This window comes from Vibrio antiquarius, assembly GCF_000024825.1.
GTDB classification, from domain to species: domain Bacteria; phylum Pseudomonadota; class Gammaproteobacteria; order Enterobacterales; family Vibrionaceae; genus Vibrio; species Vibrio diabolicus.
Genome location: NC_013456.1, coordinates 2,916,896 through 2,939,567 on the forward strand (window position 1 = coordinate 2,916,896; position 22,672 = coordinate 2,939,567).

General features: G+C 45.7%; 21 protein-coding genes. 11 read left to right on the top strand and 10 right to left on the bottom strand.

The genetic code is table 11. From position 1 onward, the window contains the following. Nucleotides 1-221 precede the first annotated feature (221 nt). From metN to VEA_RS13560, 3 genes are read left to right on the top strand one after another with little or no spacing between them, the layout of a single operon-like run. The gene (gene metN, locus VEA_RS13550; protein WP_006743210.1) at nucleotides 222-1,256 is read left to right on the top strand and encodes a methionine ABC transporter ATP-binding protein MetN; all 1,035 of its coding nucleotides are present in this window, start codon (nucleotides 222-224) and stop codon (nucleotides 1,254-1,256) included. Continuing rightward, nucleotides 1,246-1,923, top strand: coding sequence for a methionine ABC transporter permease (locus VEA_RS13555; protein WP_005391355.1), 678 nt, complete (start codon nucleotides 1,246-1,248; stop codon nucleotides 1,921-1,923). The genes metN and VEA_RS13555 overlap by 11 nt, the downstream gene beginning before the upstream one ends. A gap of 32 nt (nucleotides 1,924-1,955) precedes the next feature. Then, nucleotides 1,956-2,765, top strand: a complete 810-nt coding sequence (locus tag VEA_RS13560; protein WP_005391357.1) for a MetQ/NlpA family lipoprotein — start codon at nucleotides 1,956-1,958, stop codon at nucleotides 2,763-2,765. A gap of 112 nt (nucleotides 2,766-2,877) precedes the next feature. Here the strand turns inward: VEA_RS13560 and VEA_RS13565 are convergent, their stop codons facing one another. Together VEA_RS13565 and syd are read right to left on the bottom strand one after the other, a co-directional pair. Continuing rightward, nucleotides 2,878-3,654, bottom strand: a complete 777-nt coding sequence (locus VEA_RS13565) for a Zn-ribbon-containing protein (RefSeq protein WP_006743209.1) — start codon at nucleotides 3,652-3,654, stop codon at nucleotides 2,878-2,880. A 2-nt stretch (nucleotides 3,655-3,656) separates the two neighbouring features. Beyond that, the gene (gene syd, locus VEA_RS13570; RefSeq protein ID WP_012842071.1) at nucleotides 3,657-4,202 is read right to left on the bottom strand and encodes a SecY-interacting protein; all 546 of its coding nucleotides are present in this window, start codon (nucleotides 4,200-4,202) and stop codon (nucleotides 3,657-3,659) included. 108 nt (nucleotides 4,203-4,310) lie between these two features. Here syd and queF point away from each other — a divergent pair, with 108 nt between their 5' ends. From queF to xni, 5 genes are all read left to right on the top strand, one after another. Further along, entirely contained in the window at nucleotides 4,311-5,156 is an 846-nt protein-coding gene (queF, locus tag VEA_RS13575; RefSeq protein ID WP_006743208.1) for an NADPH-dependent 7-cyano-7-deazaguanine reductase QueF, read from the top strand. Nucleotides 5,157-5,321: 165 nt separating this feature from the next. Beyond that, nucleotides 5,322-7,604: a tetratricopeptide repeat protein gene (locus tag VEA_RS13580; protein WP_005391368.1), complete on the top strand. Its 2,283-nt coding sequence runs from the start codon at nucleotides 5,322-5,324 to the stop codon at nucleotides 7,602-7,604. 98 nt (nucleotides 7,605-7,702) lie between these two features. Further along, nucleotides 7,703-9,268 carry a GGDEF domain-containing protein gene (locus tag VEA_RS13585; protein ID WP_006743207.1) on the top strand — a complete coding sequence of 522 codons (1,566 nt, stop codon included), beginning with the start codon at nucleotides 7,703-7,705 and terminating at the stop codon, nucleotides 9,266-9,268. A gap of 290 nt (nucleotides 9,269-9,558) precedes the next feature. Beyond that, complete coding sequence (gene ppnN / locus VEA_RS13590) at nucleotides 9,559-10,935, top strand: nucleotide 5'-monophosphate nucleosidase PpnN (protein WP_006743206.1); 1,377 nt, start codon at nucleotides 9,559-9,561, stop codon at nucleotides 10,933-10,935. A gap of 58 nt (nucleotides 10,936-10,993) precedes the next feature. Then, nucleotides 10,994-11,776, top strand: a complete 783-nt coding sequence (gene xni, locus VEA_RS13595; RefSeq protein WP_005391374.1) for a flap endonuclease Xni — start codon at nucleotides 10,994-10,996, stop codon at nucleotides 11,774-11,776. Between the two features lie 108 nt (nucleotides 11,777-11,884). On the opposite strand, the gene rlmM is transcribed toward xni, so the two are convergent. The 7 genes from rlmM to pomA form a co-directional block, all read right to left on the bottom strand. Beyond that, nucleotides 11,885-12,976, bottom strand: a complete 1,092-nt coding sequence (gene rlmM / locus VEA_RS13600; RefSeq protein ID WP_005391375.1) for a 23S rRNA (cytidine(2498)-2'-O)-methyltransferase RlmM — start codon at nucleotides 12,974-12,976, stop codon at nucleotides 11,885-11,887. Then, entirely contained in the window at nucleotides 12,973-13,371 is a 399-nt protein-coding gene (locus VEA_RS13605; protein WP_005391376.1) for a DUF423 domain-containing protein, read from the bottom strand. The genes rlmM and VEA_RS13605 overlap by 4 nt, the downstream gene beginning before the upstream one ends. Next, the gene (locus VEA_RS13610; RefSeq protein WP_012842074.1) at nucleotides 13,361-13,984 is read right to left on the bottom strand and encodes an alpha/beta fold hydrolase; all 624 of its coding nucleotides are present in this window, start codon (nucleotides 13,982-13,984) and stop codon (nucleotides 13,361-13,363) included. Before VEA_RS13610 ends, VEA_RS13605 begins: the two co-directional genes overlap by 11 nt. After that, on the bottom strand, nucleotides 13,965-14,885 hold the full coding sequence (locus VEA_RS13615) for a transcriptional regulator GcvA (protein ID WP_005391378.1): 921 nt from the start codon (nucleotides 14,883-14,885) through the stop codon (nucleotides 13,965-13,967). The genes VEA_RS13610 and VEA_RS13615 overlap by 20 nt, the downstream gene beginning before the upstream one ends. A 511-nt stretch (nucleotides 14,886-15,396) precedes the next feature. Beyond that, nucleotides 15,397-16,845, bottom strand: a complete 1,449-nt coding sequence (thiI, locus tag VEA_RS13620) for a tRNA uracil 4-sulfurtransferase ThiI (protein WP_041852982.1) — start codon at nucleotides 16,843-16,845, stop codon at nucleotides 15,397-15,399. Nucleotides 16,846-17,056: 211 nt separating this feature from the next. Further along, entirely contained in the window at nucleotides 17,057-18,004 is a 948-nt protein-coding gene (locus VEA_RS13625) for a flagellar motor protein MotB (protein ID WP_006741833.1), read from the bottom strand. 14 nt (nucleotides 18,005-18,018) lie between these two features. Next, on the bottom strand, nucleotides 18,019-18,780 hold the full coding sequence (gene pomA / locus VEA_RS13630) for a flagellar motor protein PomA (protein ID WP_005381564.1): 762 nt from the start codon (nucleotides 18,778-18,780) through the stop codon (nucleotides 18,019-18,021). A 263-nt stretch (nucleotides 18,781-19,043) separates the two neighbouring features. Here pomA and xseB point away from each other — a divergent pair, with 263 nt between their 5' ends. Genes xseB through dxs form a run of 3 tightly spaced genes read left to right on the top strand, consistent with a single transcriptional unit; the run spans nucleotide 19,044 to nucleotide 22,078 of the window. Beyond that, nucleotides 19,044-19,286, top strand: coding sequence for an exodeoxyribonuclease VII small subunit (gene xseB, locus VEA_RS13635; protein ID WP_005381566.1), 243 nt, complete (start codon nucleotides 19,044-19,046; stop codon nucleotides 19,284-19,286). A 21-nt stretch (nucleotides 19,287-19,307) separates the two neighbouring features. Further along, on the top strand, nucleotides 19,308-20,192 hold the full coding sequence (ispA, locus tag VEA_RS13640; protein ID WP_005391389.1) for a (2E,6E)-farnesyl diphosphate synthase: 885 nt from the start codon (nucleotides 19,308-19,310) through the stop codon (nucleotides 20,190-20,192). A 20-nt stretch (nucleotides 20,193-20,212) separates the two neighbouring features. Next, nucleotides 20,213-22,078, top strand: a complete 1,866-nt coding sequence (gene dxs / locus VEA_RS13645; protein ID WP_006741834.1) for a 1-deoxy-D-xylulose-5-phosphate synthase — start codon at nucleotides 20,213-20,215, stop codon at nucleotides 22,076-22,078. Nucleotides 22,079-22,124: 46 nt separating this feature from the next. On the opposite strand, the gene pgpA is transcribed toward dxs, so the two are convergent. Then, entirely contained in the window at nucleotides 22,125-22,631 is a 507-nt protein-coding gene (gene pgpA / locus VEA_RS13650; protein ID WP_012842076.1) for a phosphatidylglycerophosphatase A, read from the bottom strand. Between the last annotated feature and the right edge of the window lie 41 nt (nucleotides 22,632-22,672).

Here is a 22,672-nt window from a genome sequence, read left to right on the forward strand (position 1 = left end):
TCTGAGGGGGTTCTCCACTTATCTTCTCCTCGTAACTTACTCCTCATTCTCTTCAAAACAGAACATCCATACATTTAGACGTCTAGACGTAAAAATATCTATTGACTTCATTCTGGTTAACCCATAGCATCAACTGAGAAGTGAGATAAAGCTCAACATTAAGTTCTGTCAAAGGCCGTTTTTGACAGCGAAGTTCCCCGTATCTTTGGGCAGGTTGAAACATGATAGAAATAAAAAACGTCAATAAAGTGTTCTACCAAGGCAGTAAGGAAATCCTTGCCCTGAAAGACATTAACCTACACATCGCCAAGGGCACCATCTTCGGTGTTATCGGTTCATCTGGTGCTGGTAAAAGTACGCTGATCCGCTGCGTAAACATGTTAGAAGCACCAACATCTGGCTCCATCATCGTTGATGGCATTGATTTAACAAAACTCAGCAAAAAGCAGTTGGTCGAAACGCGCCGTAACATCGGCATGATCTTCCAGCATTTTAATCTGCTTTCGTCTCGTACTGTGTTTGATAACGTGGCGCTACCACTGGAACTGGCAGGCAAAGACAAATCGCAAATCACAACAAAAGTCACTGAGTTACTAAAACTTGTTGGCTTAGCCGACAAACACGAAAGCTATCCGTCCAACCTAAGTGGCGGTCAAAAACAACGTGTGGCTATTGCTCGCGCATTGGCATCCGATCCAAGCGTACTACTGTGTGACGAAGCCACTAGCGCACTGGATCCTGCAACGACTCAATCCATCCTTGAGCTATTGAAAGAGATCAACCGCAAACTCAACATCACGATTCTACTGATTACCCACGAAATGGAAGTGGTAAAAAGCATCTGTCACGAAGTGGCGATCATCGGTGGTGGTGAGTTGGTGGAGAAAGGCACCGTTGGCGATATTTTCGCGCACCCTAAAACGGAGCTGGCGCACCAATTCATTCGCTCAACGCTGGATCTATCCATTCCTGAAGATTACCAAGCACGTCTGCAAACAGAGCGTGTTGAAGGCAGCTACCCATTAGTTCGTTTAGAGTTTACTGGCGCAACCGTCGATGCTCCGCTAATGTCGCAAATCTCTCGTAAATACAATATTGATGTGAGTATTTTAAGCTCCGATCTCGATTACGCTGGCGGCGTGAAATTCGGCATGATGGTCGCAGAGCTATTTGGTAATGAAGAAGATGACAACGCAGCACTGGAATACCTGCGTAAGCACAACGTAAAAGTAGAGGTACTTGGTTATGTCCTTTAATACGATTTCTGAATGGCTGAGTTTAAACAGCAAACTACTTTTAGGTGCAACGTGGGAAACGCTTTACATGGTTGCGGTTGCCGGATTAGTCGGCTTTGCCGTGGGTATTCCATTAGGCGTAATCCTCCACATTACTAAGAAAGGCGGCCTACTTGAAAACACCAAACTAAATAGCAGCTTAGGCGCTGTCGTTAACATTGGTCGTTCTGTGCCATTCCTCGTCCTGATGGTTGCGATTATTCCAGTGACAAAAATGCTAGTTGGAACCTTTATCGGTACAACCGCAGCAATCGTCCCACTGACTATTGGTGCCATTCCGTTTGTTGCACGTCTTATTGAAGGTGCTTTGTTAGAGGTACCAACAGGCTTGGTGGAAGCGGCGCAATCAATGGGGGCGACACCAACACAGATCATCACAAAAGTTCTACTACCTGAAGCAATGCCGACTATTGTTAACTCAGTAACGATCACCTTAGTCACTCTCGTTAGCTACTCGGCCATGGCGGGAACGGTAGGCGGCGGCGGCCTCGGCGACGTAGCCATCCGTTACGGTTTCCACCGCTACGATGTAACTATCATGGCCGTGACTGTCGTGATGTTGATTGTTCTAGTACAGATTATTCAGTCTATCGGTGACGCAGTGGTGCGCCGTGTAGACCACAGATAAGCATTGAAAATACAAATTATAAGGAGATAAAGATGAAATTTAGCCTTAAAGGTCTTTTGACTGTAGCAACAGCCGCTTCTGCTCTTGTTCTAGCGGGTTGTGGCGACAAAGAAGTAGACGTAAATAAAGTAAAAGTTGGCGTTATTGCTGGTGCTGAAGCACAAGTTGCCGAAGTGGCAGCTAAAGTAGCAAAAGAAAAGTACAACCTAGACGTTGAGTTAGTAACATTTACCGATTACGTAACGCCAAATGCCGCTCTGGATGATGGTTCAGTAGACGCGAATGCGTTCCAACATAAACCATACCTAGATCAACAAGTGAAAGACCGCGGCTACAAACTGGCTATCGCGGGTAACTCATTCGTTTACCCTATTGCTGGTTACTCTAAGCAAGTGAAGTCAATCGATGAAATCCAAGATGGCGCACGCATCGCAGTTCCAAACGATCCAACGAACCTAGGTCGCTCACTACTGCTTCTTGAGCAACAAGGTTTGATTACGCTACGTGATGGCGTTGGTCTACTCGCTACAGTACGTGACATCGTAGGCAACCCTAAAAATATCGAAATCATTGAGTTAGAAGCGCCACAACTTCCACGTTCATTGGATGACGTAACGCTATCTATCATCAACACCACTTACGCAAGCTCTATCGACCTATCGCCAGAGCGTGACGGCGTGTTCGTTGAAGATAAAGACTCACCATACGTAAACCTAATTGTTGCTCGCGAAGAAAATGTTAATGCGCAAAACGTACAAAACTTCGTAAAAGCTTACCAAACGGAAGAAGTTTACGAAGCGGCAAAAGAGCTGTTCAAAGGCGGCGTAGTGAAAGGTTGGTAATCCCACTTTTCTAAACCGTACTGAAAATAATAGTCTGAACATAAAAAGGGCTGATGTGAAAACATCAGCCCTTTTTATTTCTCTATCTAACCATTTAAGTAACCTCAATTAGTTACTTAAGGTGGTCCCAAGAGATGTTCGACACGATTCGGCACTCATCGCATTTAAAGTAAAATATGTCATGTAATGGCTCATCGAGTAGCCACTCTCCACCGCATTTGGGGCACTTGCGCGCTTTCTCGCTCTCCAGCGACTGACCGCCCACGCGATACTGGTAATAGTAAGTTGGAACCTTGGTGATGTATTCGATACGACCTCGCAAATCCCAACCGCGGCGGAACAACACACTGTCCACATCGCAAATCTCGTGCAGCGCCGCATGCTCTGCACGGCACCCGCCCGCCATTTGGATTTCATCGCACGCTTGCCATTCTGTCTGCCATTTGATGACGGCTTTATGGTCACCATTTAGCGTCGGCTCATTGCGATACAAAGGAATCGGCAACAGGGTTTCACCACTTCGCAAAGGCGAACACGTATGAACATAAGTCGTGTACAACACTTGCCAGCTAGGTGTCTCTTCTTCGGCTGCTTGTTCTGAATTCAAATCACGCCCCAGCATACGCATTTTCGGAGCAAGCAAAGACGCATCCGACAAACGGTTCATACACACTTTGACGAAATCTGAGTGATAACGTGGATGCAAGCTGTCTTGTTCTGGGCAAACAACACGAACGAAAAATTCACCTTCTCCCATCACTATCGGGAATTCACGACCTAATACTTGGCCGTTGTAACGCAGAGCATCCATCAAGCCATTAATGGCTTTGTCTACCGCGCTGACGGTGGTGTTATCAAAACACTCAAACTGCAACTCAACAACATACATACTTAGACGGCAGCCTCTAACTTATTCAAGAACTCAACCAATGAATCTGCCAATACATCACGTTTAGAGGTGCCCAAACGCTCTAGAATCACATTGCCAGTGAGGTTACAAATAGAAATCACATCCATTTCCTCATCTGTCGCTGCGATAAATACTGTTGGTTTAAGTTTCAAGCGGCGCTGCGTCACCAAATGACCAAGAATATTTTCTTGTAGGCGCACAAAATCATCATCGCTCCACACTTGCAGCAGCGTCAACGAATTACCTTGCCAAGTTGCCTCCATATCGGCGCAGTATTGAGAACCATAAAAGGCTTTAACATCATCTTGCAGTGACAACTCAATCGCATTTTCCACATTGGCGAAATCGGCCATTTCATCACGTGCGACCGCTTTCCAAAGCACCTTTCCATCACGCTTCTCTTCGACACAAGGAGAAACAAGATCTGCAAGCTCTTCACTGCTTGGCAACTCATTATATTTAGCTTGCCAAGCTTGTTGGTAGCGCAGGCTGAACTCTTGTAGCGCCTGAGTAACGTTTTGGGTCATGAAGGTCTCCTCATTCCTTATTTATCAGATAGCCGTGTTTGCCGGATGGCAATTGACCAGCGGATTCAGTAAAATTCTCGCCATTCTAATCGAAAACGACCACAAAGTATGAGCAAATATTCTGACGCTAAAGAGCTTGCTGGCCTAACACTAGGTAAAAAGACCGAGTATGCGAACCAATACGACCCAAGCTTGCTGCAACCAGTTCCTCGTAGCCTAAACCGAGATGACCTTCAGTTAGGCGACAGCCTTCCTTTTATGGGCCACGACATTTGGACGCTGTACGAGCTATCTTGGTTAAATAGTAAAGGCTTACCACAAGTGGCCGTTGGCGAAGTATACATTCCAGCCACCAGTGCAAACTTGATTGAGTCGAAGTCTTTCAAACTGTACTTAAACAGCTACAACCAAACCCGTTTTTCAAGCTGGGAAGAAGTTGAAGAGCGTTTAACGCAAGACCTATCTGAATGTGCCGGTGAAAAGGTGTTGGTCGAGGTGAACCCGGTTACTCACTACACCAATCAGCCTATTGTGACAATGGAAGGCGAATGCATTGATGACCAAGACATTGACATCACCAGTTACGATTTTGATGCCGATTTGCTTGAAGGCGCAGCAGGTGAAGAGCAAGTGGAAGAAATCCTACATAGCCACCTATTGAAGTCAAACTGTTTGATCACCAATCAACCCGACTGGGGCAGTGTAGAAATTCGCTACCAAGGTGCGAAAATAGATCGCGAGAAACTGCTGCGTTACTTGGTATCTTTCCGCGAGCACAACGAATTTCACGAACAATGTGTTGAGCGTATTTTTACGGATCTAATGAAATACTGCCAACCAAACAAACTGACCGTATTCGCCCGCTACACGCGCCGTGGTGGCTTGGACATCAACCCGTACCGCTCTACGGAACAAGACAAGCCAGATCACAACCACCGCATGGCTCGTCAGTAATCGCGTTAGTGACAGAAATAAGTTCGGTAATCTAAAGGGTTACCGGACGTTTTTATTCTCCAAGCATGTTACTATATCAAATGGCTTCAACCTGCATTTAAGGGGCTTGTTGAGGTCTTTTACCGTTATCCGCCATATCTAAAAACAGTTCGAGGGAACGAAAGGATGTTTTGGGACAGTTCGCGTCTATTCAAGTTGATTGGCTTTCTTTGCTTGCTGTTTGTACAGCCGCTTCATGCGACTATTTTATCGTCCGCGTTACTCAACGAAGCACAACAATTGGCGGAAATAGAGCCATCACAAGCAAAACAAGCGGCAACCAACTACTTGTCACAACGTGAGCTAACGGAACGCAAAGAGAGTGACAGCCCTTCTGCGATGTCTCGTGACGAGACCGATCGTAGCGTTCGCACACCAAGCAGCACCATCGAAGCACACAAGATTATCGCTCAGGCAGACTACGCCATGGGTAACGTTCGTTCAGCTATCGAACACCTAAACAAAGCCGAGCGCTTAGCGCAAGAATATCAATTGCCGTACATGGATTTAGATCTCCAGCTGATGCGCAACCAAATGATTTGGATGTACGACAAAAACTACTCAAAAGCGGAAGACACGCTTAACCAAATTGAGCAGCAACTCGATGAAGCTGATGCGGTATTGCAACGTACCGACAGCGTTCGCTATCGATTAGTGATGCAAAGAGCGCTCCTCGCTTCACATAGTGGCGATCTGATTAAAGCGGAAAGTTTGTATTCTCAAGCCAAAACTATGCTTGAAGACAGCCGATCTGACTTAGCCTTGATCGACTATTACACAGCCGTCGGCGAGTTTTATCTGAATAGCAAGAAATACAATTTGGCTTTGTCGGAACTGCTTTACGGTTATTGGCAATCTATTGAGAGTGACAGTGGCGCAAGGTTAGCAAAAGTTAATCGCCTGTTGGCGAGACTCTTCCAAGAGCGTCGAGTTTACGACAAAGCGATCGAATACTTATCTCAAGCCGCAGACTTCTATGACTCCTACCCTAGCTCTCCCATCCTAGCGGATGTCCTTGAGCAAATGGGTGACATTTATTTTTACCAAGGCAAGTTTAACCTTGCCTTAGTGCACTACTTCAACGTGCTGGACCATGAAAGCACCAGTAAGAACATTAATCGGATCATTAAGATTCGCTTAAGCTTAGCGGCTACCTATCTGCAACTCTACAACTACGCGCTAGCTGAACAATACCTAGACCGTTCTAAAGAGCTTTTAGAATACACTGACATTCCTAAGCTTGAAGCAAAGGCAGCGTTGCTTCAGTCAGGCCTGGCTTATCATCAAAACGACAGTAAAAACGTCATTACCAATGCAAAGCTGGCGTTAGCACTTGCTGAAAAGTCACCTGAAAATAACAACTTCATTAAGCAGCAGTCTTACCGCTTACTCGGGCTTGGTTACGAGCAGGCAGGCGAATACCAACTTTCTCTGCAGGCTTATAAGAAATACACCAACCTTGTGCGTTTAGAGCAAAAACAGCTCAACCAAATCAGTGAGGATGCATTCCGCCAACAAAAAGAGTTTGCTGAACAAACCATCCACTATATCGGCCAATCGGAACGCCTTGAGCAAGTGGAAAGGGAACACCGCAAATTCCAGAAAATCTCATTCGCATTGTTTATTACTGTGTTGGTGATGTTTTTGTTCATTATGCGCCGCGGCGTGATCATGCAGCGCCAAGCAAGTGAAATCGAAAAACTGCGTAATGATCTCTTCACTCACTCTCGTTCCCGTTTACGTAACTTGCGTATGCTGAACGTGAAGCTGTCTCGCTCATTGAAAAAGTCGAGCGAAACTTTCGAGCAATGGCAAATGGGCGAATTGATCCACGAGCCACTTAACGATCGCCTGCGCTTTGTCATGATCGACTTGCCATTCCTACGAAGCATGTACGTCCATAACGGCTATAAGGCTGGTCTAGAACTAGAACGTGCATTTGGTGACTTCCTTGCGGAAAAAATAGAAAAACCGTCGCGTCTTTACCATTTCTCCGATGCAAACCTACTCTATATCGAGCCGAACGCTGACCGTGATGCTTCTGCCGAAGTCATGTTCGAGAAATTCCAGACTTGGGTGGATGAGTTCGCTCAGCAGCACAACGTCAACCGCATTATTCGCATGGGTATCAGCGATTATCCGTTCTTACCACGAGCCTACACTGCAATTAACGACGAGGAATTACTCGATCTGTTGCTGCTTGCGACTCACATTGCGCGAGAAGTCAGCTTGAAGGATAAGCAAAGCCACTGGGTTTTCTTGAAAGCCATCGATAACGCACCCGCCGCGAGCTTTGCAACGGGTAACATAAGAACCGCCTGTCAGCATGCCATTAGCCAAGGCCTGATTAAGATCCATTCGTCCTACAAGAATGAGGACGACATCAAGAAAATATTAAAAAATGGATAATTAAACGCCTGTTAGACATAATAACTAATGACGCTATAACGTTTTTTGTTATTATCGGATAATTGTCAGTAGTACATGGACTTAACCGTAGTCACTTCATGGGAATCTTGGAATCCGATATTCAGTCGCAGCTTCATCAGCTGAGTTGTCAACTTGACCAACTCAGACTGACACATCGTGATACTTCACTCAAATTCAAACGTGAACAACAAGTTCTTAAACGCGTTGTGGCATCATTGTCTTCAGCTTGCCAGGGTTCGAATACCCAGGTATCCAATTACCTGTTTGAAATCCAACAAGAGCTGCAACATCAAAAAGATATCAGTACTCTTATCCCACGTTTAGCGGTATTAGAAAGAATGCTCAAACAGCAGTCGAAGACGATGGACAAACAGAACGGCTACCTAGACGAACAAATCAAACACAGTGGTGAAACACTCCAACGTGTAACAGGTTTACCTGCGCAGTTAAAACGTGAACTACGGAACTTAATGAGTTTCTCAGAAGCTCATGCCAGCAATAAAGCCGATCAAGCCACTAAGCTACTGAGCATTTACGAACGCGCTCTGAAAATCATCACTTCCAACTCGCGTTTGCATCTCAGTGAGTTTGAGAATAATCCTGATAAGTCTCAACTTGAGTGCTTAGCCAGCGATCTACAACATACCATCACCGAGCTGGATTTTGAGGGAGAAACGGGAGATCGATTGCTCGATATTCGGGCTAAGCTGCTTCTTGGCGTGAGTGCAGAATCTCTCATTGAGCTTACGCTCTCAACGCTGAAATTGGTTGTCGAAGCAACCAAGTTTGAGCGCGAAGCGTCTAGCCAATTCCTTGATCAGCTGAACACTTCTCTCGCAAGTAACCTAAAAACCGTTCATCAGAACGTCGACCAACATCATACCTACTTTGAGCACCGCCAAGAGCTCAACACAGAAATGAACAGTCTGGTTGAATTGAGTCAACTATCGCTCGACCAAGCTCAAGATCTAGCGGATGTAAAAAAAGAAGTCGCCCCGTTACTTGCGAAAATGGCGTCGCTGACAGAGCGACTTAAAATGACGGAAGAACGAGAACAAGCGCTGCAAGAGCGTTTGAATTACAGTAAGAACCAGCTCGAAGCCGTGTTTGAAACCACCCAAGATCATCGTCGACGCTTAGATGACCAAGCTCAGCGCATGTTGCTAGACCCTCTGACTAAAGTCTATAACCGCACCGCATTTAATGATCGACTAGAGCTAGAGTATCGGCGTTGGATTCGCTCTCAACAGAATCTGCGTGTAGTGTTGTTTGACGTTGATAACTTCAAAGCGGTGAATGACAGCTATGGCTATACGGCTGGTGATAAAGCGTTGAAGATCATCGCTCGCACCATTAATAAACGCGTATCAGAAACTGAGACGGTAGCTCGCTTTGGTGGCGAAGAGTTTATTTTACTCGTTCCAGAACAATCTGAAGAATACACACTGGATCTCATTAAACATATCCAGCGTGATATTAGCCAATTACCATTTAAGTTCCGTGAGCAAAATATCATGATCACCCTAGCGGCTGTGTCGACATCTTTTAAAGAGTCCGATACGCCAGAGTATGTACTCGATCGACTCGGCAAGATGCTTGCGGACGCTAAAAAACGTGGAACAAATCAGCTTAACTGGAGCTAGATTTCGTACAAAAATCGAACAAACAAACCAGGATTGGCGCAATTTACGCTTTATAACCACCCATTTTCAACGAGTTATCACATTTCTTCCCTTTCAGTCTGCTAAGCTGTAAAAACCCAAGTCACTTCAAGATGATGCATTTACAGAACGCGAATGTACCATCTTGAGGTTGCTTGGGAGTCAATAACCATAAAACCAAATCGGCCAACTGCCTTTCATCAAACCATACGTATAACCCAAAAAGGTGAGTTGGTACTTTCCCTCAAAATAATGCAACACAAGGAGGCGTTATGATTACCCATATAAGCCCCGCTGGTAGCATGGACTTGCTATCTCAATTAGAAGTAGAGCGCTTAAAAAACACGGCCTCGAGTGAACTTTATCAACTGTACCGCAACTGCACGTTAGCGGTGTTGAACTCCGGCAGTCATACCGATAACTCGAAAGAGCTGCTCGATAAACACCAGTCGTTTGATGTCAACGTAGTGCGCCGCGAGCGTGGTATTAAGCTTGAGCTGACTAACCCACCTGAGCACGCCTTTGTCGATGGCGAGATAATTAAAGGTATTCAAGAGCATCTGTTCTCCGTGTTACGCGATATTGTTTATGTCAATATGCATTTAGCAGACGCACAACGACTCAACCTGACGAACCCAATTCACATCACTAACCTCGTGTTCGGTATTCTGCGTAATGCCAGAGCACTCACACCAGGTATCGAGCCAAACCTCGTCGTGTGTTGGGGTGGTCACTCTATCAATGGCGTGGAATATCAATACACACGTGAAGTCGGTAACGAGCTTGGCTTGCGTGAACTTAATATCTGCACGGGTTGTGGCCCTGGTGCGATGGAAGGGCCAATGAAAGGTGCCGCTATCGGACATGCGAAGCAGCGTTATACTCAACAACGTTATCTTGGTTTAACCGAGCCTTCGATTATTGCAGCCGAGCCACCAAACCCAATCGTGAATGAGCTGGTTATCATGCCAGACATCGAAAAGCGTTTGGAAGCCTTTGTACGTATGGCGCATGGCATTGTGATTTTCCCTGGTGGTCCGGGCACTGCAGAAGAGTTGCTGTATATTCTTGGCATTATGATGCACCCAGACAACGCCGATCAGCCAATGCCTATCGTGTTAACAGGACCAAAAGAGAGTGAAGAGTACTTCCGCTCTATCGACGAGTTTGTTCGCGATACACTTGGCGAAGAAGGTCAAAAGCATTACGAGATCGTCATTGACGATCCGGCAGAAGTGGCACGTATCATGAAGCGCTCCATGGACTCTGTACGCCTTCACCGAAAAGAAAAAGGCGATGCTTATAGCTTTAACTGGTCATTAAAAATCGAGCCTAACTTCCAGTTACCATTCGATCCAACTCATGAGTCGATGGAGCAATTGGATTTAAGCTTAGATCAAGAACCTCAAGTCTTAGCGGCCAACCTGCGTCAAGCCTTCTCCGGTATCGTGGCTGGTAACGTGAAAGCCGAAGGAATTCGAGAAATCGAACGTCGAGGCCCTTTCACCATTCACGGTGATCCTGTGCTAATGAAAAAGCTCGATAAGTTACTACAAGACTTTGTCGAACAACACCGAATGAAATTACCTAGCGGTTCAGACTACGAACCGTGTTATCGCATCGCTCACCCAGAAATTGGTGGTCGATAGTCAGGCCAGCATTCGTTACACTAGGGGCATTACGCCCCTTTTTTATTGCTAAGTCATTATGTCTATTCATCTTGTTATTATTGATGCCCTAAACCTGATCCGCCGAGTGCACTCTGCACAACCGGATCCAACCGACATAGCAAGAACCATCACCACGACACAAAGAACCCTCACTCGCATTCTGTCAGAAGCCAACCCGACACACATCATTGCGGTTTTCGATCACCATGAACAAGACAGAGGGTGGCGAGCTGAGATTCTTCCAGACTATAAGCAAAATCGAAAACCAATGCCGGAACCACTGATGCAAGGTCTAGATGCGATTCAGCAAGCATGGTGGGAACAAGGTATTGATTCATTGCTTTCTGAAGGCGATGAAGCGGACGACTTGGTTGCTACTCTCGCGACTAAAGTGGCCAGTCATGGTGAAAAAGTCACCATCGTTTCTACGGATAAAGGCTACTGTCAGCTGCTTTCTCCTACCCTACAGATCCGTGATTACTTCCAACATCGTTGGTTAGATGAACCGTTTATCGAAAAAGAGTTCGGCGTAAAACCGAGCCAACTGGCCGATTATTGGGGGTTAACGGGGATCAGCTCTAGCCAAGTGCCAGGGGTTCCGGGCATTGGACCGAAAGCGGCGAAAGAGATTCTTACTCAGTTTGAGAATATTGAAGCAGCCTACGCCAGTGAAGACCTCGCACCGAAATACCGTAAAAAATTAGACGAGCACATTGAGTCTGCACGCTTATGTAAACGCGTCGCGGCTTTAAAGTGCGACATTGAACTCGGCTTTAACTTACAGGACATTCGCTTTACAGGACCAAATAAAGCGGAATAGTGTCTGATGATGGTTTCAAACCATAAAGCTCTCAGACAATAAAAAAGCGCCATTTGAAGGCGCTTTTTTCTATTCTCGGGACTATCCCCAAATGACTAGGAGATAGAATTAGTACGGCGAAATGTTCGATAGACACTGGATATGAATCGTGATTTCTTCACGATCATGATACAAATGCTTAGCTTGTAGTCTGAACTTTACCTTATTATCAATCAGGAACTGCTTCAGGTTTTCAAGGTCTTGCAGCACCTCGTCATAGCGGCCTTTCATTGGCAGCTTAAGGTTAAAGATTGCCTCTTTCGCCCAACCTTTTAACAGCCACTGGCCCATAAGGTGAGCAACACGAGCTGGCTTTTCTACCATGTCACAAACAATCCATGTTACGTTCTTACGGTCTGGTTCGAATTTAAAACCATCCACCATATGATGCTTGATCTGGCCGGTTTCCATCAAGCTGTCTGCCATCATGCCGTTATCGACACAGTGAACGAACATCGAGCGCTTCACCAGTTGGTACGTCCAACCGCCTGGGCATGCGCCTAAATCGACCCCCCACATTCCTGGAGCCAAACGCTCATCCCACTCTTCACGTGGAATAAAGACGTGAAATGCTTCTTCCAGTTTAAGCGTTGAACGACTTGGGGCGTCTGCTGGGAACTTAAGGCGAGGAATACCCATGAAGAACTGAGAGTTATTGTCAGTGTAAGAATAACCGACATAACAATGGCCAGGCTCCACAAAACAAATGTGCAATACTGGCTTCTTCGCGTTGTCTTTGTTCAACATTAGACCTTTACCGCGCAACGCTTGACGCATTGGGACAGTAAATTTACGGCAGAATTTCAGTAGCTCTTTCGCTTCATTCGTATCCGGAGTTTCAATTCTCAAATCCCCACAGCGAGGAAACGCTTCAATGTCTGCTAGCTCATTCAAAATTGGGCTAATGCGGTCATCACTTGGCAGCGATTGAAACTCAGCCGCTACCGCAAACATTTGGCGAGCGAAGATTAACGACTTAAAGTCCAAACCTCTCGCAAGTTTGTCCGCATCTCCATCTTGGTAACACTCGAAGACAACATAACCTGAGTTTCTCTTCACACGAGGGAAGCCATACACTTCCAACTGTGTCGCTTTGTCCTGAATTTCACCAGCACACTCTTTCTCAAAGCCAGAACGGCAATAGAGCATTAGTTGTTTCACTTGGAGACCTCTTTGATATTGAACGCAGCAAAAAAGAATAGACACCAACCAATCATGAACAGCAATCCTCCCATTGGAGTAATCGGCCCAAACCACTTAATGCCTGTCAGCGCCAGTGCGTAAAGACTGCCGCTAAAACAAAAGATGCCGATGATAAAGCAAATCGCTGCAATGAAAAAATATTTTTGTGCTTTTTGTCCCAAATTCAATAGCAATAAAACCGCACAAAACACAATCGCCAACGTGTGAATAAATTGGTACAACACTCCGGTCTCAAATACGCCAAGTAAATACGGAGCCAGCTGAGCTTTTAGCCCATGTGCAGCAAAGGCACCTAGAGCGACAGAAACCAGCCCAGACAGACCAGAAAATGAGAGTAACCACTTACTTTTCACGGTACACCTCTTTGATAAACGCCACTAACTGCTCTACCGCGAGATCGATGTTACCCGCCTCGGTATGGCCTGAGCTCTTGCGCGGTTTAAAGCTGTGGTCACCATCGGGTAAAAAACTCACCTTAACTTGCGATGAAAGGACAAAGTCATCGAACTCCTCACGCTTACCAAAGGTGTCTCGCTCCCCTTGCAGAATCAGCGTAGGTTTCTCAATAGTTGCTAAGTGCTCGCCTTTGTATTTCTCTGGTTTTCCCGGTGGGTGAAATGGAAACCCTAAACAGGCAATGCCCGCCACCAGCTCATTTTCAGCCAGTAAACTCGACATGCGACCACCCATTGACTTACCACCAATGACAATAGGTTGAGAGGTAAAGTGAGCAATCACTTCTTCATAGGCTTCAAGCAGCTTTGGCGCACGATCTGGTGGACGCTTTTTCCCATCTTCCGCTCGCTTAATCATATACGGGAAGTTAAATCGCACCACGCGAATTCCTTGCTCAACTAATCCTTTGGCAACGGCGGTCATGAAATCATGTTCCATCCCCGCTCCAGCGCCATGGGCAAAGATAAATAGAGGACCGCTCTCAGGTCCCTCAACTATCCATTGGCTCATCTAATACTTCCTCTTGCTCTTTTCTCGCGGTCGCTAACATCCAGTCTCTAAACGTTGCGATTCGGCCCATATCTGCCTGCTGTTCATGACACACCACGTAGAATGCATTCTTGGAGATCAACACCTCGTCGAATGGCGCGATGAGTCGTCCAGCTTCCATTTCTGGCTTGGCGAGTACATTGTTACCAAGCGCGACCCCCTGACCATGCGCAGCAGCCTGTAGCACCATCGTCGAGTGGCTGAAGATAGGACCGTGGTTTACATTGATACCTTCGATGTTGTAATGACGCGCAAACTGCTTCCAGTCTTTACGCGAAGTATCATGTAACAAAGTGTGTAATTTGAGGTCACTTAGAGATTCTAATGGTTTGTTGCCTAAAAGTAACGAAGGTGAACAAAGTGGGATCAGAAACTCTTGGTACAATTTATCCGCTCGCAAACCCGGCCAATTCCCTCGACCATAGTAGATAGCCACATCTACATCATCAGTCAGTGAACCTTCATCCATATCCACAGCTTTAATACGTACATCGATATCTGGCTCTTGAGCATTAAAATCGGCCAAACGAGGCACCAACCATTGGATAGCAAAACTCGGCGGTAGACTGATCGTCAATGCCCCTTTTTCACTACGTTCCAATACCTTATCTGTCGCCTCGGCAATCGAGGTGAAAATATCTTTGATGTCGAGAAAGTAACTTTGTCCTTCTTCTGTCAACAATAGCGAACGATTACGGCGACGAAAGAGCTTCAACGATAAGAACTCTTCGAGTGCTTTAATCTGGTGACTGACCGCGGCTTGAGTAACAAACAACTCTTCTGCCGCTCGCGTAAAACTGAGATGACGAGCAGCCGCTTCGAAGACTCGAAGCGAATTTAATGGAGGCAATCTGCGAGACATATGGGACCTCAAATAGGATTAGTTTTTTTAATCTGAAACATTATAAAATGTCCGTTGTCGAACAGCCAGATAAATTCTATATTTCACCCCGCAACACGAGCCTGAACGGCTTGATTTCTTTGGAAATCAATTGGCTTCGTTGTTGCGATGTTGTGTTTGCAAACTCGTATTTCGAGTTAGGTAGATTTCTACCATAATGTTTTGTCCACACTCCCTGTGACAAAACATATACTTCCTGTATTTATTTTTGACCTGTCTGTCAAATTTGTTACACCGCCTAAATTAGGCGGTGTTTTTTTATCTATCGAAAATCTCATCCGTATATCTGGCAGCAACATCACTTTATTACTCTTCTTTCGGATTAATTATCGTTATATCAACACAAAGTGTATGGCTTTGCGATAAGCCTCAATATTATGCTAAGTAATGATTAGCTGTAACGCGATCAAAAACAAAAAAGGCGCAAATTGATGTCTCAATCTGCGCCTTTTAACTTCTTTTTATCAGTCAACTATGGGCGGTAAACTTTTACGTTATTGAAGCCTTGCTCTTGCAAGTAAAGTGCTTGCAGACGGCTCATCACACCACGGTCACAGTACAATAGATATGTCTTAGATTGGTCTAAATCACCAAACTGTGTAGCCAACTTGTAGAATGGGATATGTTTCACATCCACACCTTCGATTTCGAGCGGGTTATCGTCTTCCTCTTCAGGACTACGAATATCTAGCACAACCGCGTGCTCTTCTACCGCTTCAACCTGCTCGACTTCTGGTGCTGCTTGCTCAGACTCTTTCGCGATATCACGAATGTCCATCATGCGTGCATCACGAACTACTTGCTCAAGAATGCTAAAGTCAAACTTCTCTTCTTCCGCTTCTAGCTTCGCTTTAATCGCTTTTACTGTCGGCTTCTTAGAAATAACACCACAATACTCTGGCATAGTCTTCGCAAAGTCTTCCGTGCCGATTTCGCGTGCTAGGTTAATGATGTCTTCTTTATCCCAGTTGATAAGTGGGCGCAGAATCAACGTGTCCGTTACGTTATCGATATGGCGGAGGTTAGTTAGCGTTTGGCTCGATACTTGACCGAGCGCTTCGCCTGTTACCAATGCTTCGATCTTCATCTTCTGAGCGATCATGCCTGCTGCACGCATGAACATACGCTTCAAGATAACCCCCATTTGGCCGTCATCGACTTTCTCTAGGATTTCCGCAACCACAGGTTCGAAATCAACTGAGATGAAACGTACTTTTGCTGAAGAGCCGTATTTGTTCCATAGGTAGTGAGAAACCTGCTTAACGCCGATTTCGTGCGCTGGACCACCTAGGTTAAAGAAACAGTAGTGTACTTTTGAGCCACGTTTGATGTGTAGATAGCTAGAAACACCAGAGTCAAAACCACCAGAGATCAAGCTCAGCACGTCTTCTTGCGTGCCCAGTGGGAAGCCGCCTAGACCTTTATGACGAGCCAGCACTTGGTTTAGCTTATCGTTCGAGACTTCCACCTTGATCGTCACGTCTGGGTTTTGCAGCTTAACTCTTGCGCTCTCAATCGCTTGGTTTAAACCACCGCCGACATAACGCTCTAGTTCGATAGAGGTAAAGTCGTGCTTACCGCGACGCTTCGCACGTACAACAAAGGTTTTATTTTCGAGTGCAGAGCGATTTAGCTCCAGTACTTGTTCGAAGATATCGTGCAAGTCTTTAAATTCGGTCTGCTTCACTTCCAGTACGTGGTGAATGCCTGGTGTATGAGTCAAAACCTCAAGAACTTCAGCGTGGAATTCGTTACTCTCAGAGGTCACTTCAATGTGATCACGACGGTTGAATACCGCGACAGATTCCGTGCGGCTCTTAATGATGTTACGAATGTTGCACTCTAAAATCTTTGTGAAGCGCTTACGCACAGATTCACTTTTTACAAAAATTTCTGGATGGGGCTTTACAATAAATTTCATAGTCTAATTCGCAGGTTAGTTTCGCAATCAACAAAGAGTGACACTCAACTTCAATGCTTCATACGCAGTAAAACCGCGTTTCAGTCACAAAAAGTAGTCTGAGCTCACTTTTAAGGCGCAAGATTATACACCCAAGCGGATTGGAAAAACAAAAAAAGCGAGCAATCTGCTCGCTTTCTTATCTCTCTACTGACTTGAAACTAAAGTCTAGTTATTGAATTACAGGCACTTCTTCACTGTATAGTGGCTCGCCTTGCATGATGCTGATTTCAACCCGTCGGTTAAGCGCGCGATTTTCATCAGAATCATTCGGCAACAATGGTTCAGTATCTGCCATGCCTCGCACTCTCAAACGTTGATGAGAGAAGCCTCTCACCTTCTCCATCTCTTGTGCAACCGATACGGCGCGCTGAGAGGAGAGATCCCAGTTAGAACGATAAAGCTCTGAGTCTAACGGTCGGTTGTCCGTGTGACCAGATACTCGCACAATGCCTGGCACGTCTTTTACTAACTCTGCAATTTGTCGAACTAAAGGACGGAATTTAGGCTGTAAGAAGGCCGAGCCTTCAGGGAATGCACCTTTTTCACGCATACGTATAACAATCTGTTGGCCAAGATTTTCAACTTCAATGGCACCTTGTTCAATCTCTCGCTCTAAGGCTTTCTTGATGCTTTCCATCAAGGTTTCCATCTCTTGCGACATCTCTTCAGATTGCTGCTGTTGCATGTCCGCTTCTGCAGATTGATTGTTTTGCGTTGACGTTTCTGGCGATTGGCCCCCCGTTAACTTGCCTTCATCACGCTTTGTGCCACCAGCACGGTCAGACTCCCCTTCATGAAACTCGAGCGTCTGCTGAGTGATGTCCATGGTTTGCTGCATGATGACATCAATCGGCGTTGGTTCCGGTCGGCCCGGTCGAAACTCTTGAGCAATGATGCTGGTACCTTTGGGAATGTCTTTCACTTCAAGTTGATTTTGTACACCGAAGGCAAATTTCATTGAGCCCGCAATCTGTTTGAACTTCAGCACGTCCATCTCAGAAAACGAGAGCAGAAGAACAAAGAAACACATCAGTAGCGACATTAAGTCCGCGAATGTCCCCATCCATAACGGGAGACCGGGTGGCGGACAATCGCATTTGTTATCTTCATCATCCATCACTACTCTCCAAGTTACTCGTCAATCTCAAGGGCACGTTTACCTTCGTTGAGGTAGTTCTTCAAGTAGCTATCAATCACTCGCGGGTTTTGACCATCTTGAATCGCTAATACGCCATCCATGATCAAACGGCGGTTTAGCGTTTCTTGATCACGGCGCAGAGAAAGCTTATCCGCAATAGGGAAAAACACCATGTTGGACAGGATCGCGCCATACAATGTGGTTAAGAGCGCAACCGCCATTGCAGGTCCAATCGCTTTTGGATCATCCATATTCGAAAGCATCGCGACTAAGCCAACCAAGGTACCAATCATCCCCATTGCAGGGGCAACGTCACCAAAGGCGCGAAATACGCCAGTGCCTTGAGTATGTCGTTCATCCGTAAGCGCGATGTCTTTTTTTAAGGCTGCTCTTACCACGTCGGCATCATGGCCATCAACAAGCAAATCAATGCCTTTTTGCATAAAAGTGTTATTAATTTCCATCTCTTCAAGAGCAAGAAAACCACCTTTACGTGCCGCATCGGCCATTTCCACAATTTTTGCGATCAAGTCTTCCGGTTCATCCGCTTTAAACATGAAGGCTTTGCCTGCGATCTTTGTTGCACCAAAGAACTGTCCCATTGTGAACTTCATCAGTACTACAAATATTGAGCCACCAACGACAATAAGGATCGACGTGACATCGACAAACATGCCGATGCTGCCACCAAGCACCATCGCCATAATGACGAATGCAAAACCACCAATCAAACCTAATAGGGTTGCTAAATCCACAAAGCACTCCTCACGCTATACTCAAATACTGCCATTGGGCGGATTATTACCTGTATCGACAACTCGCGCAGAATTTTTAGAAAAATCTTAGCTAATGGATCACAAATTAGACTTAACAACCTTAACCAAAATATGGGGTTTCAGCGCTTAGGCTCGTTTAACGCTAATTTTGTGACAATTATATAAGGTTAAATTTGACCAAGTTACTAGGCTAAGGTAACTTTCGTGCATCTTCTCCAAGGCTTGATTAAGGCAGAAAAAAGATGGCGGTCAAGAAACCAGAAAACATGACCTTCGAAGCAACCATTGAAGAGCTTGATAGCTTGGTTGATCAATTAGAAAATGGCGATCTTGCCCTAGATGATGCTCTACGTAAGTTTGAACGAGGCATTGCCTTAGCTCGTGCCGGCCAAACTAAACTTAGCGACGCCGAACAGCGCGTAAGTATTCTTCTTAGCGAAGATGATGAAGCACCACTGAGTGACTTCAAACCAGATTCAGAATAACCATCAGTAGTGAGCAATGTGATGCAACAGACATTGACGTCTTTTCAACAAAGAAACAATCAGCAATTGAACTTGTGGCTCGATCAGCTTCCATATCAAGAGCAGCCATTGATTCAAGCAATGAAATACGGCCTTTTGCTAGGTGGAAAACGCGTTCGCCCTTTTCTTGTTTACATCACAGGTCAAATGCTCGGCTGTAAACCTGAAGACTTAGACACTCCTGCCGCTGCTATCGAATGTATACATGCCTACTCACTCATTCATGATGATCTGCCAGCCATGGACGATGATGAACTGCGTCGAGGTCAACCAACTTGTCACATTAAGTTTGATGAAGCAACCGCAATACTGACAGGTGATGCACTACAAACTCTCGCCTTCACCATTATTGCCGATGGTCAATTAAACCCGGCAGCCGAGACTCAACGCATCAACATGATCAAAGCGTTGGCGCATTCTTCTGGCGCCAACGGCATGTGTGTTGGGCAAGCCTTAGATTTAGGCGCAGAAAATCGCCAAGTTTCTCTTGAAGAAATGGAAGAGATACACCGTAAAAAAACCGGAGCTCTGATAGATTGTGCGGTAAAATTAGGTGCATTAGCTGCTGGTGAGAAAGGTATCGAGGTTCTACCTCACTTGGAGCGCTACTCAAAAGCAATTGGTTTGGCGTTTCAGGTTCAAGACGATATTCTTGATATCATCAGTGACACAGAAACACTGGGTAAGCCTCAAGGTTCCGACCAAGGTCTGAATAAGAGCACTTATCCTTCCCTGCTGGGTTTAGAGGGAGCCATAGAGAAAGCTCACACTCTGTTACAGGAAGCACTTCAAGCATTGGAAGCTATCCCATACAATACTCAGTTACTCGAAGAGTTCGCCCGATATGTCATCGAGCGCAAAAATTAACACTATAAGCGCGCATTTATATGACTCTTGATATTTCAAAGTACCCAACACTGGCGTTAGCAAATACACCGGAAGAATTACGTCTCCTTCCGAAAGAAACATTACCAAATCTGTGTGATGAACTGCGAACGTATCTGCTAAATTCAGTGAGCCAATCTAGCGGACACTTAGCGTCTGGCTTAGGCACCGTGGAGCTAACTGTCGCTCTGCATTATGTTTACAACACCCCTATCGACAAATTGATCTGGGATGTTGGTCATCAGGCTTACCCGCATAAAATCCTCACCGGACGTCGCGATAAAATGCCAACAATTCGCCAAAAGGATGGTCTACACCCTTTCCCTTGGCGTGAAGAAAGTGAATATGACACCTTATCTGTCGGCCACTCTTCGACATCGATTAGTGCAGGTCTTGGCATGGCCATCAGCGCACAAAAAGAAGGTAAAGGTCGTAAAATCGTCAGTGTGATTGGTGATGGCGCAATTACAGCAGGCATGGCATTCGAAGCCATGAACCACGCTGGCGACGTTCATCCTGATATGTTGGTGATTTTGAACGACAACGAAATGTCGATTTCGGAAAACGTCGGCGCCCTGAATAACCACCTTGCGAAGGTACTTTCTGGTAGCTTGTACACTTCTATCCGTGAAGGCGGTAAGAAAGTGCTGTCTGGTGTTCCACCTATTAAAGAGTTGGTTCGCCGTACAGAAGAGCACCTCAAAGGCATGGTAGTGCCTGGTACTCTATTCGAAGAGTTCGGCTTTAATTACATTGGCCCGATTGATGGGCACGACGTCAATGAACTCGTCAAAACGCTAAAAAACATGCGTGAGCTCAAAGGTCCTCAGTTCCTACACATCATGACCAAGAAAGGCAAAGGTTATGAGCCTGCCGAGAAAGATCCTATCGGCTACCATGGTGTTCCTAAATTCGATCCAACGCATAACTGTCTACCGAAAAGCAGTGGCGGTAAGCCAACTTACTCAAAGATCTTTGGTGACTTTTTATGTGACATGGCGGCCCAAGATCCTAAGCTAATGGCAATTACGCCAGCAATGCGCGAAGGCTCTGGTATGGTACGTTTCTCAAAAGAATATCCAGACCAATACTTTGACGTGGCGATTGCTGAGCAACACGCTGTGACACTTGCAACAGGCATGGCAATTGCGGGCGATCATCCAATCGTTGCTATCTATTCGACTTTCTTGCAACGTGGTTATGACCAACTGATCCACGATATCGCGATCATGGATTTACCAGTAATGTTCGCTATCGACCGTGCAGGTCTCGTTGGTGCAGATGGCCAAACTCACCAAGGCGCATTCGATCTAAGCTTTATGCGCTGTATTCCGAACATGGTGATCATGGCGCCAAGTGACGAAAACGAATGTCGACAAATGCTTTACACTGGCCATAAACATACTGGCCCGAGTGCGGTTCGATACCCTCGCGGTAGCGGGATGGGCGTAGAAATCGAAACTGAGTTTACGGCTTTAGAAATCGGTAAAGGACGCATGGTTCGCCAAGGTGAAAAAGTTGCTATTCTGAACTTTGGTACTTTCTTGGGTAACGCGCTAGAAGCGGCAGAATACCTTAACGCCACTGTTGCTGATATGCGCTTTGTGAAGCCGCTCGATGAAGCATTAATTCGTCAATTAGCCGCAGATCATGACGTGCTCGTGACGTTAGAAGAAAATGTTATCGCAGGTGGTGCAGGTGCAGGTGTCGTTGAGTTTATGATGAAAGATAAAATCATTAAGCCAGTCTTAAACATAGGCTTACCCGATGAGTTTATTCATCAAGGAACACAAGATGAACTGCATGAAGAGCTTGGTCTCGATGCAAAAGGGATTGAAAAATCCATCTTGGATTATTTAGCAAAATAGAATTTAAAAAGGGATGCTCATGGCATCCCTTTTTTATGTCCAACGTTTAATTCATCCAGCCGGCGTATTTTGCGACTAGAAACAGGGCAACACCAGCCATAATTCCCGCCACGATATCATCAACCATAATACCCAGCCCACCGTGAACTCGCTTATCTAGCCACCCAATTGGCCACGGTTTTACCATGTCGAAAAAACGGAACAAGATGAAACCAGTGAGCAACCACTTCCACTCAGTGAGAGGAATATTTAACGCTGGGACGATGCTCATCGTAATCCAAAAACCCGCAAATTCATCCCATACGATTGAACCATGATCATGTACTTTCATGTCTGCTGACGTCACTTGGCAGATTTGAATGCCGATCACACACGAAATCAGAACAACAATGACATACGCCGTAAATGGCAATTGCGCCAACAACAAAAAGAAGGGCACGGCCGCCAGTGTCCCTATTGTTCCTGGAATAAACGGGGATAATCCACTGCCAAAACCCGTCGCCAATAGATGCCACGGGTTCTTTAATGAAATCAGAGAAAGAGGGTTGGTCATATCCTTAAACCTATACTGCTAGTTTGGTTTCAATCGTCATG

Coding starts and splice junctions, on each gene's coding strand:
- metN (WP_006743210.1), top strand. CDS start 222: ATGATAGAAATAAAAAACGTCAATAAAGTGTTCTACCAAGGCAGTAAG.
- VEA_RS13555 (WP_005391355.1), top strand. CDS start 1,246: ATGTCCTTTAATACGATTTCTGAATGGCTGAGTTTAAACAGCAAACTA.
- VEA_RS13560 (WP_005391357.1), top strand. CDS start 1,956: ATGAAATTTAGCCTTAAAGGTCTTTTGACTGTAGCAACAGCCGCTTCT.
- VEA_RS13565 (WP_006743209.1), bottom strand. CDS start 3,654: ATGTATGTTGTTGAGTTGCAGTTTGAGTGTTTTGATAACACCACCGTC.
- syd (WP_012842071.1), bottom strand. CDS start 4,202: ATGACCCAAAACGTTACTCAGGCGCTACAAGAGTTCAGCCTGCGCTAC.
- queF (WP_006743208.1), top strand. CDS start 4,311: ATGAGCAAATATTCTGACGCTAAAGAGCTTGCTGGCCTAACACTAGGT.
- VEA_RS13580 (WP_005391368.1), top strand. CDS start 5,322: ATGTTTTGGGACAGTTCGCGTCTATTCAAGTTGATTGGCTTTCTTTGC.
- VEA_RS13585 (WP_006743207.1), top strand. CDS start 7,703: ATGGGAATCTTGGAATCCGATATTCAGTCGCAGCTTCATCAGCTGAGT.
- ppnN (WP_006743206.1), top strand. CDS start 9,559: ATGATTACCCATATAAGCCCCGCTGGTAGCATGGACTTGCTATCTCAA.
- xni (WP_005391374.1), top strand. CDS start 10,994: ATGTCTATTCATCTTGTTATTATTGATGCCCTAAACCTGATCCGCCGA.
- VEA_RS13610 (WP_012842074.1), bottom strand. CDS start 13,984: ATGAGCCAATGGATAGTTGAGGGACCTGAGAGCGGTCCTCTATTTATC.
- VEA_RS13615 (WP_005391378.1), bottom strand. CDS start 14,885: ATGTCTCGCAGATTGCCTCCATTAAATTCGCTTCGAGTCTTCGAAGCG.
- thiI (WP_041852982.1), bottom strand. CDS start 16,845: ATGAAATTTATTGTAAAGCCCCATCCAGAAATTTTTGTAAAAAGTGAA.
- VEA_RS13625 (WP_006741833.1), bottom strand. CDS start 18,004: ATGGATGATGAAGATAACAAATGCGATTGTCCGCCACCCGGTCTCCCG.
- xseB (WP_005381566.1), top strand. CDS start 19,044: ATGGCGGTCAAGAAACCAGAAAACATGACCTTCGAAGCAACCATTGAA.
- ispA (WP_005391389.1), top strand. CDS start 19,308: ATGCAACAGACATTGACGTCTTTTCAACAAAGAAACAATCAGCAATTG.
- dxs (WP_006741834.1), top strand. CDS start 20,213: ATGACTCTTGATATTTCAAAGTACCCAACACTGGCGTTAGCAAATACA.
- pgpA (WP_012842076.1), bottom strand. CDS start 22,631: ATGACCAACCCTCTTTCTCTGATTTCATTAAAGAACCCGTGGCATCTA.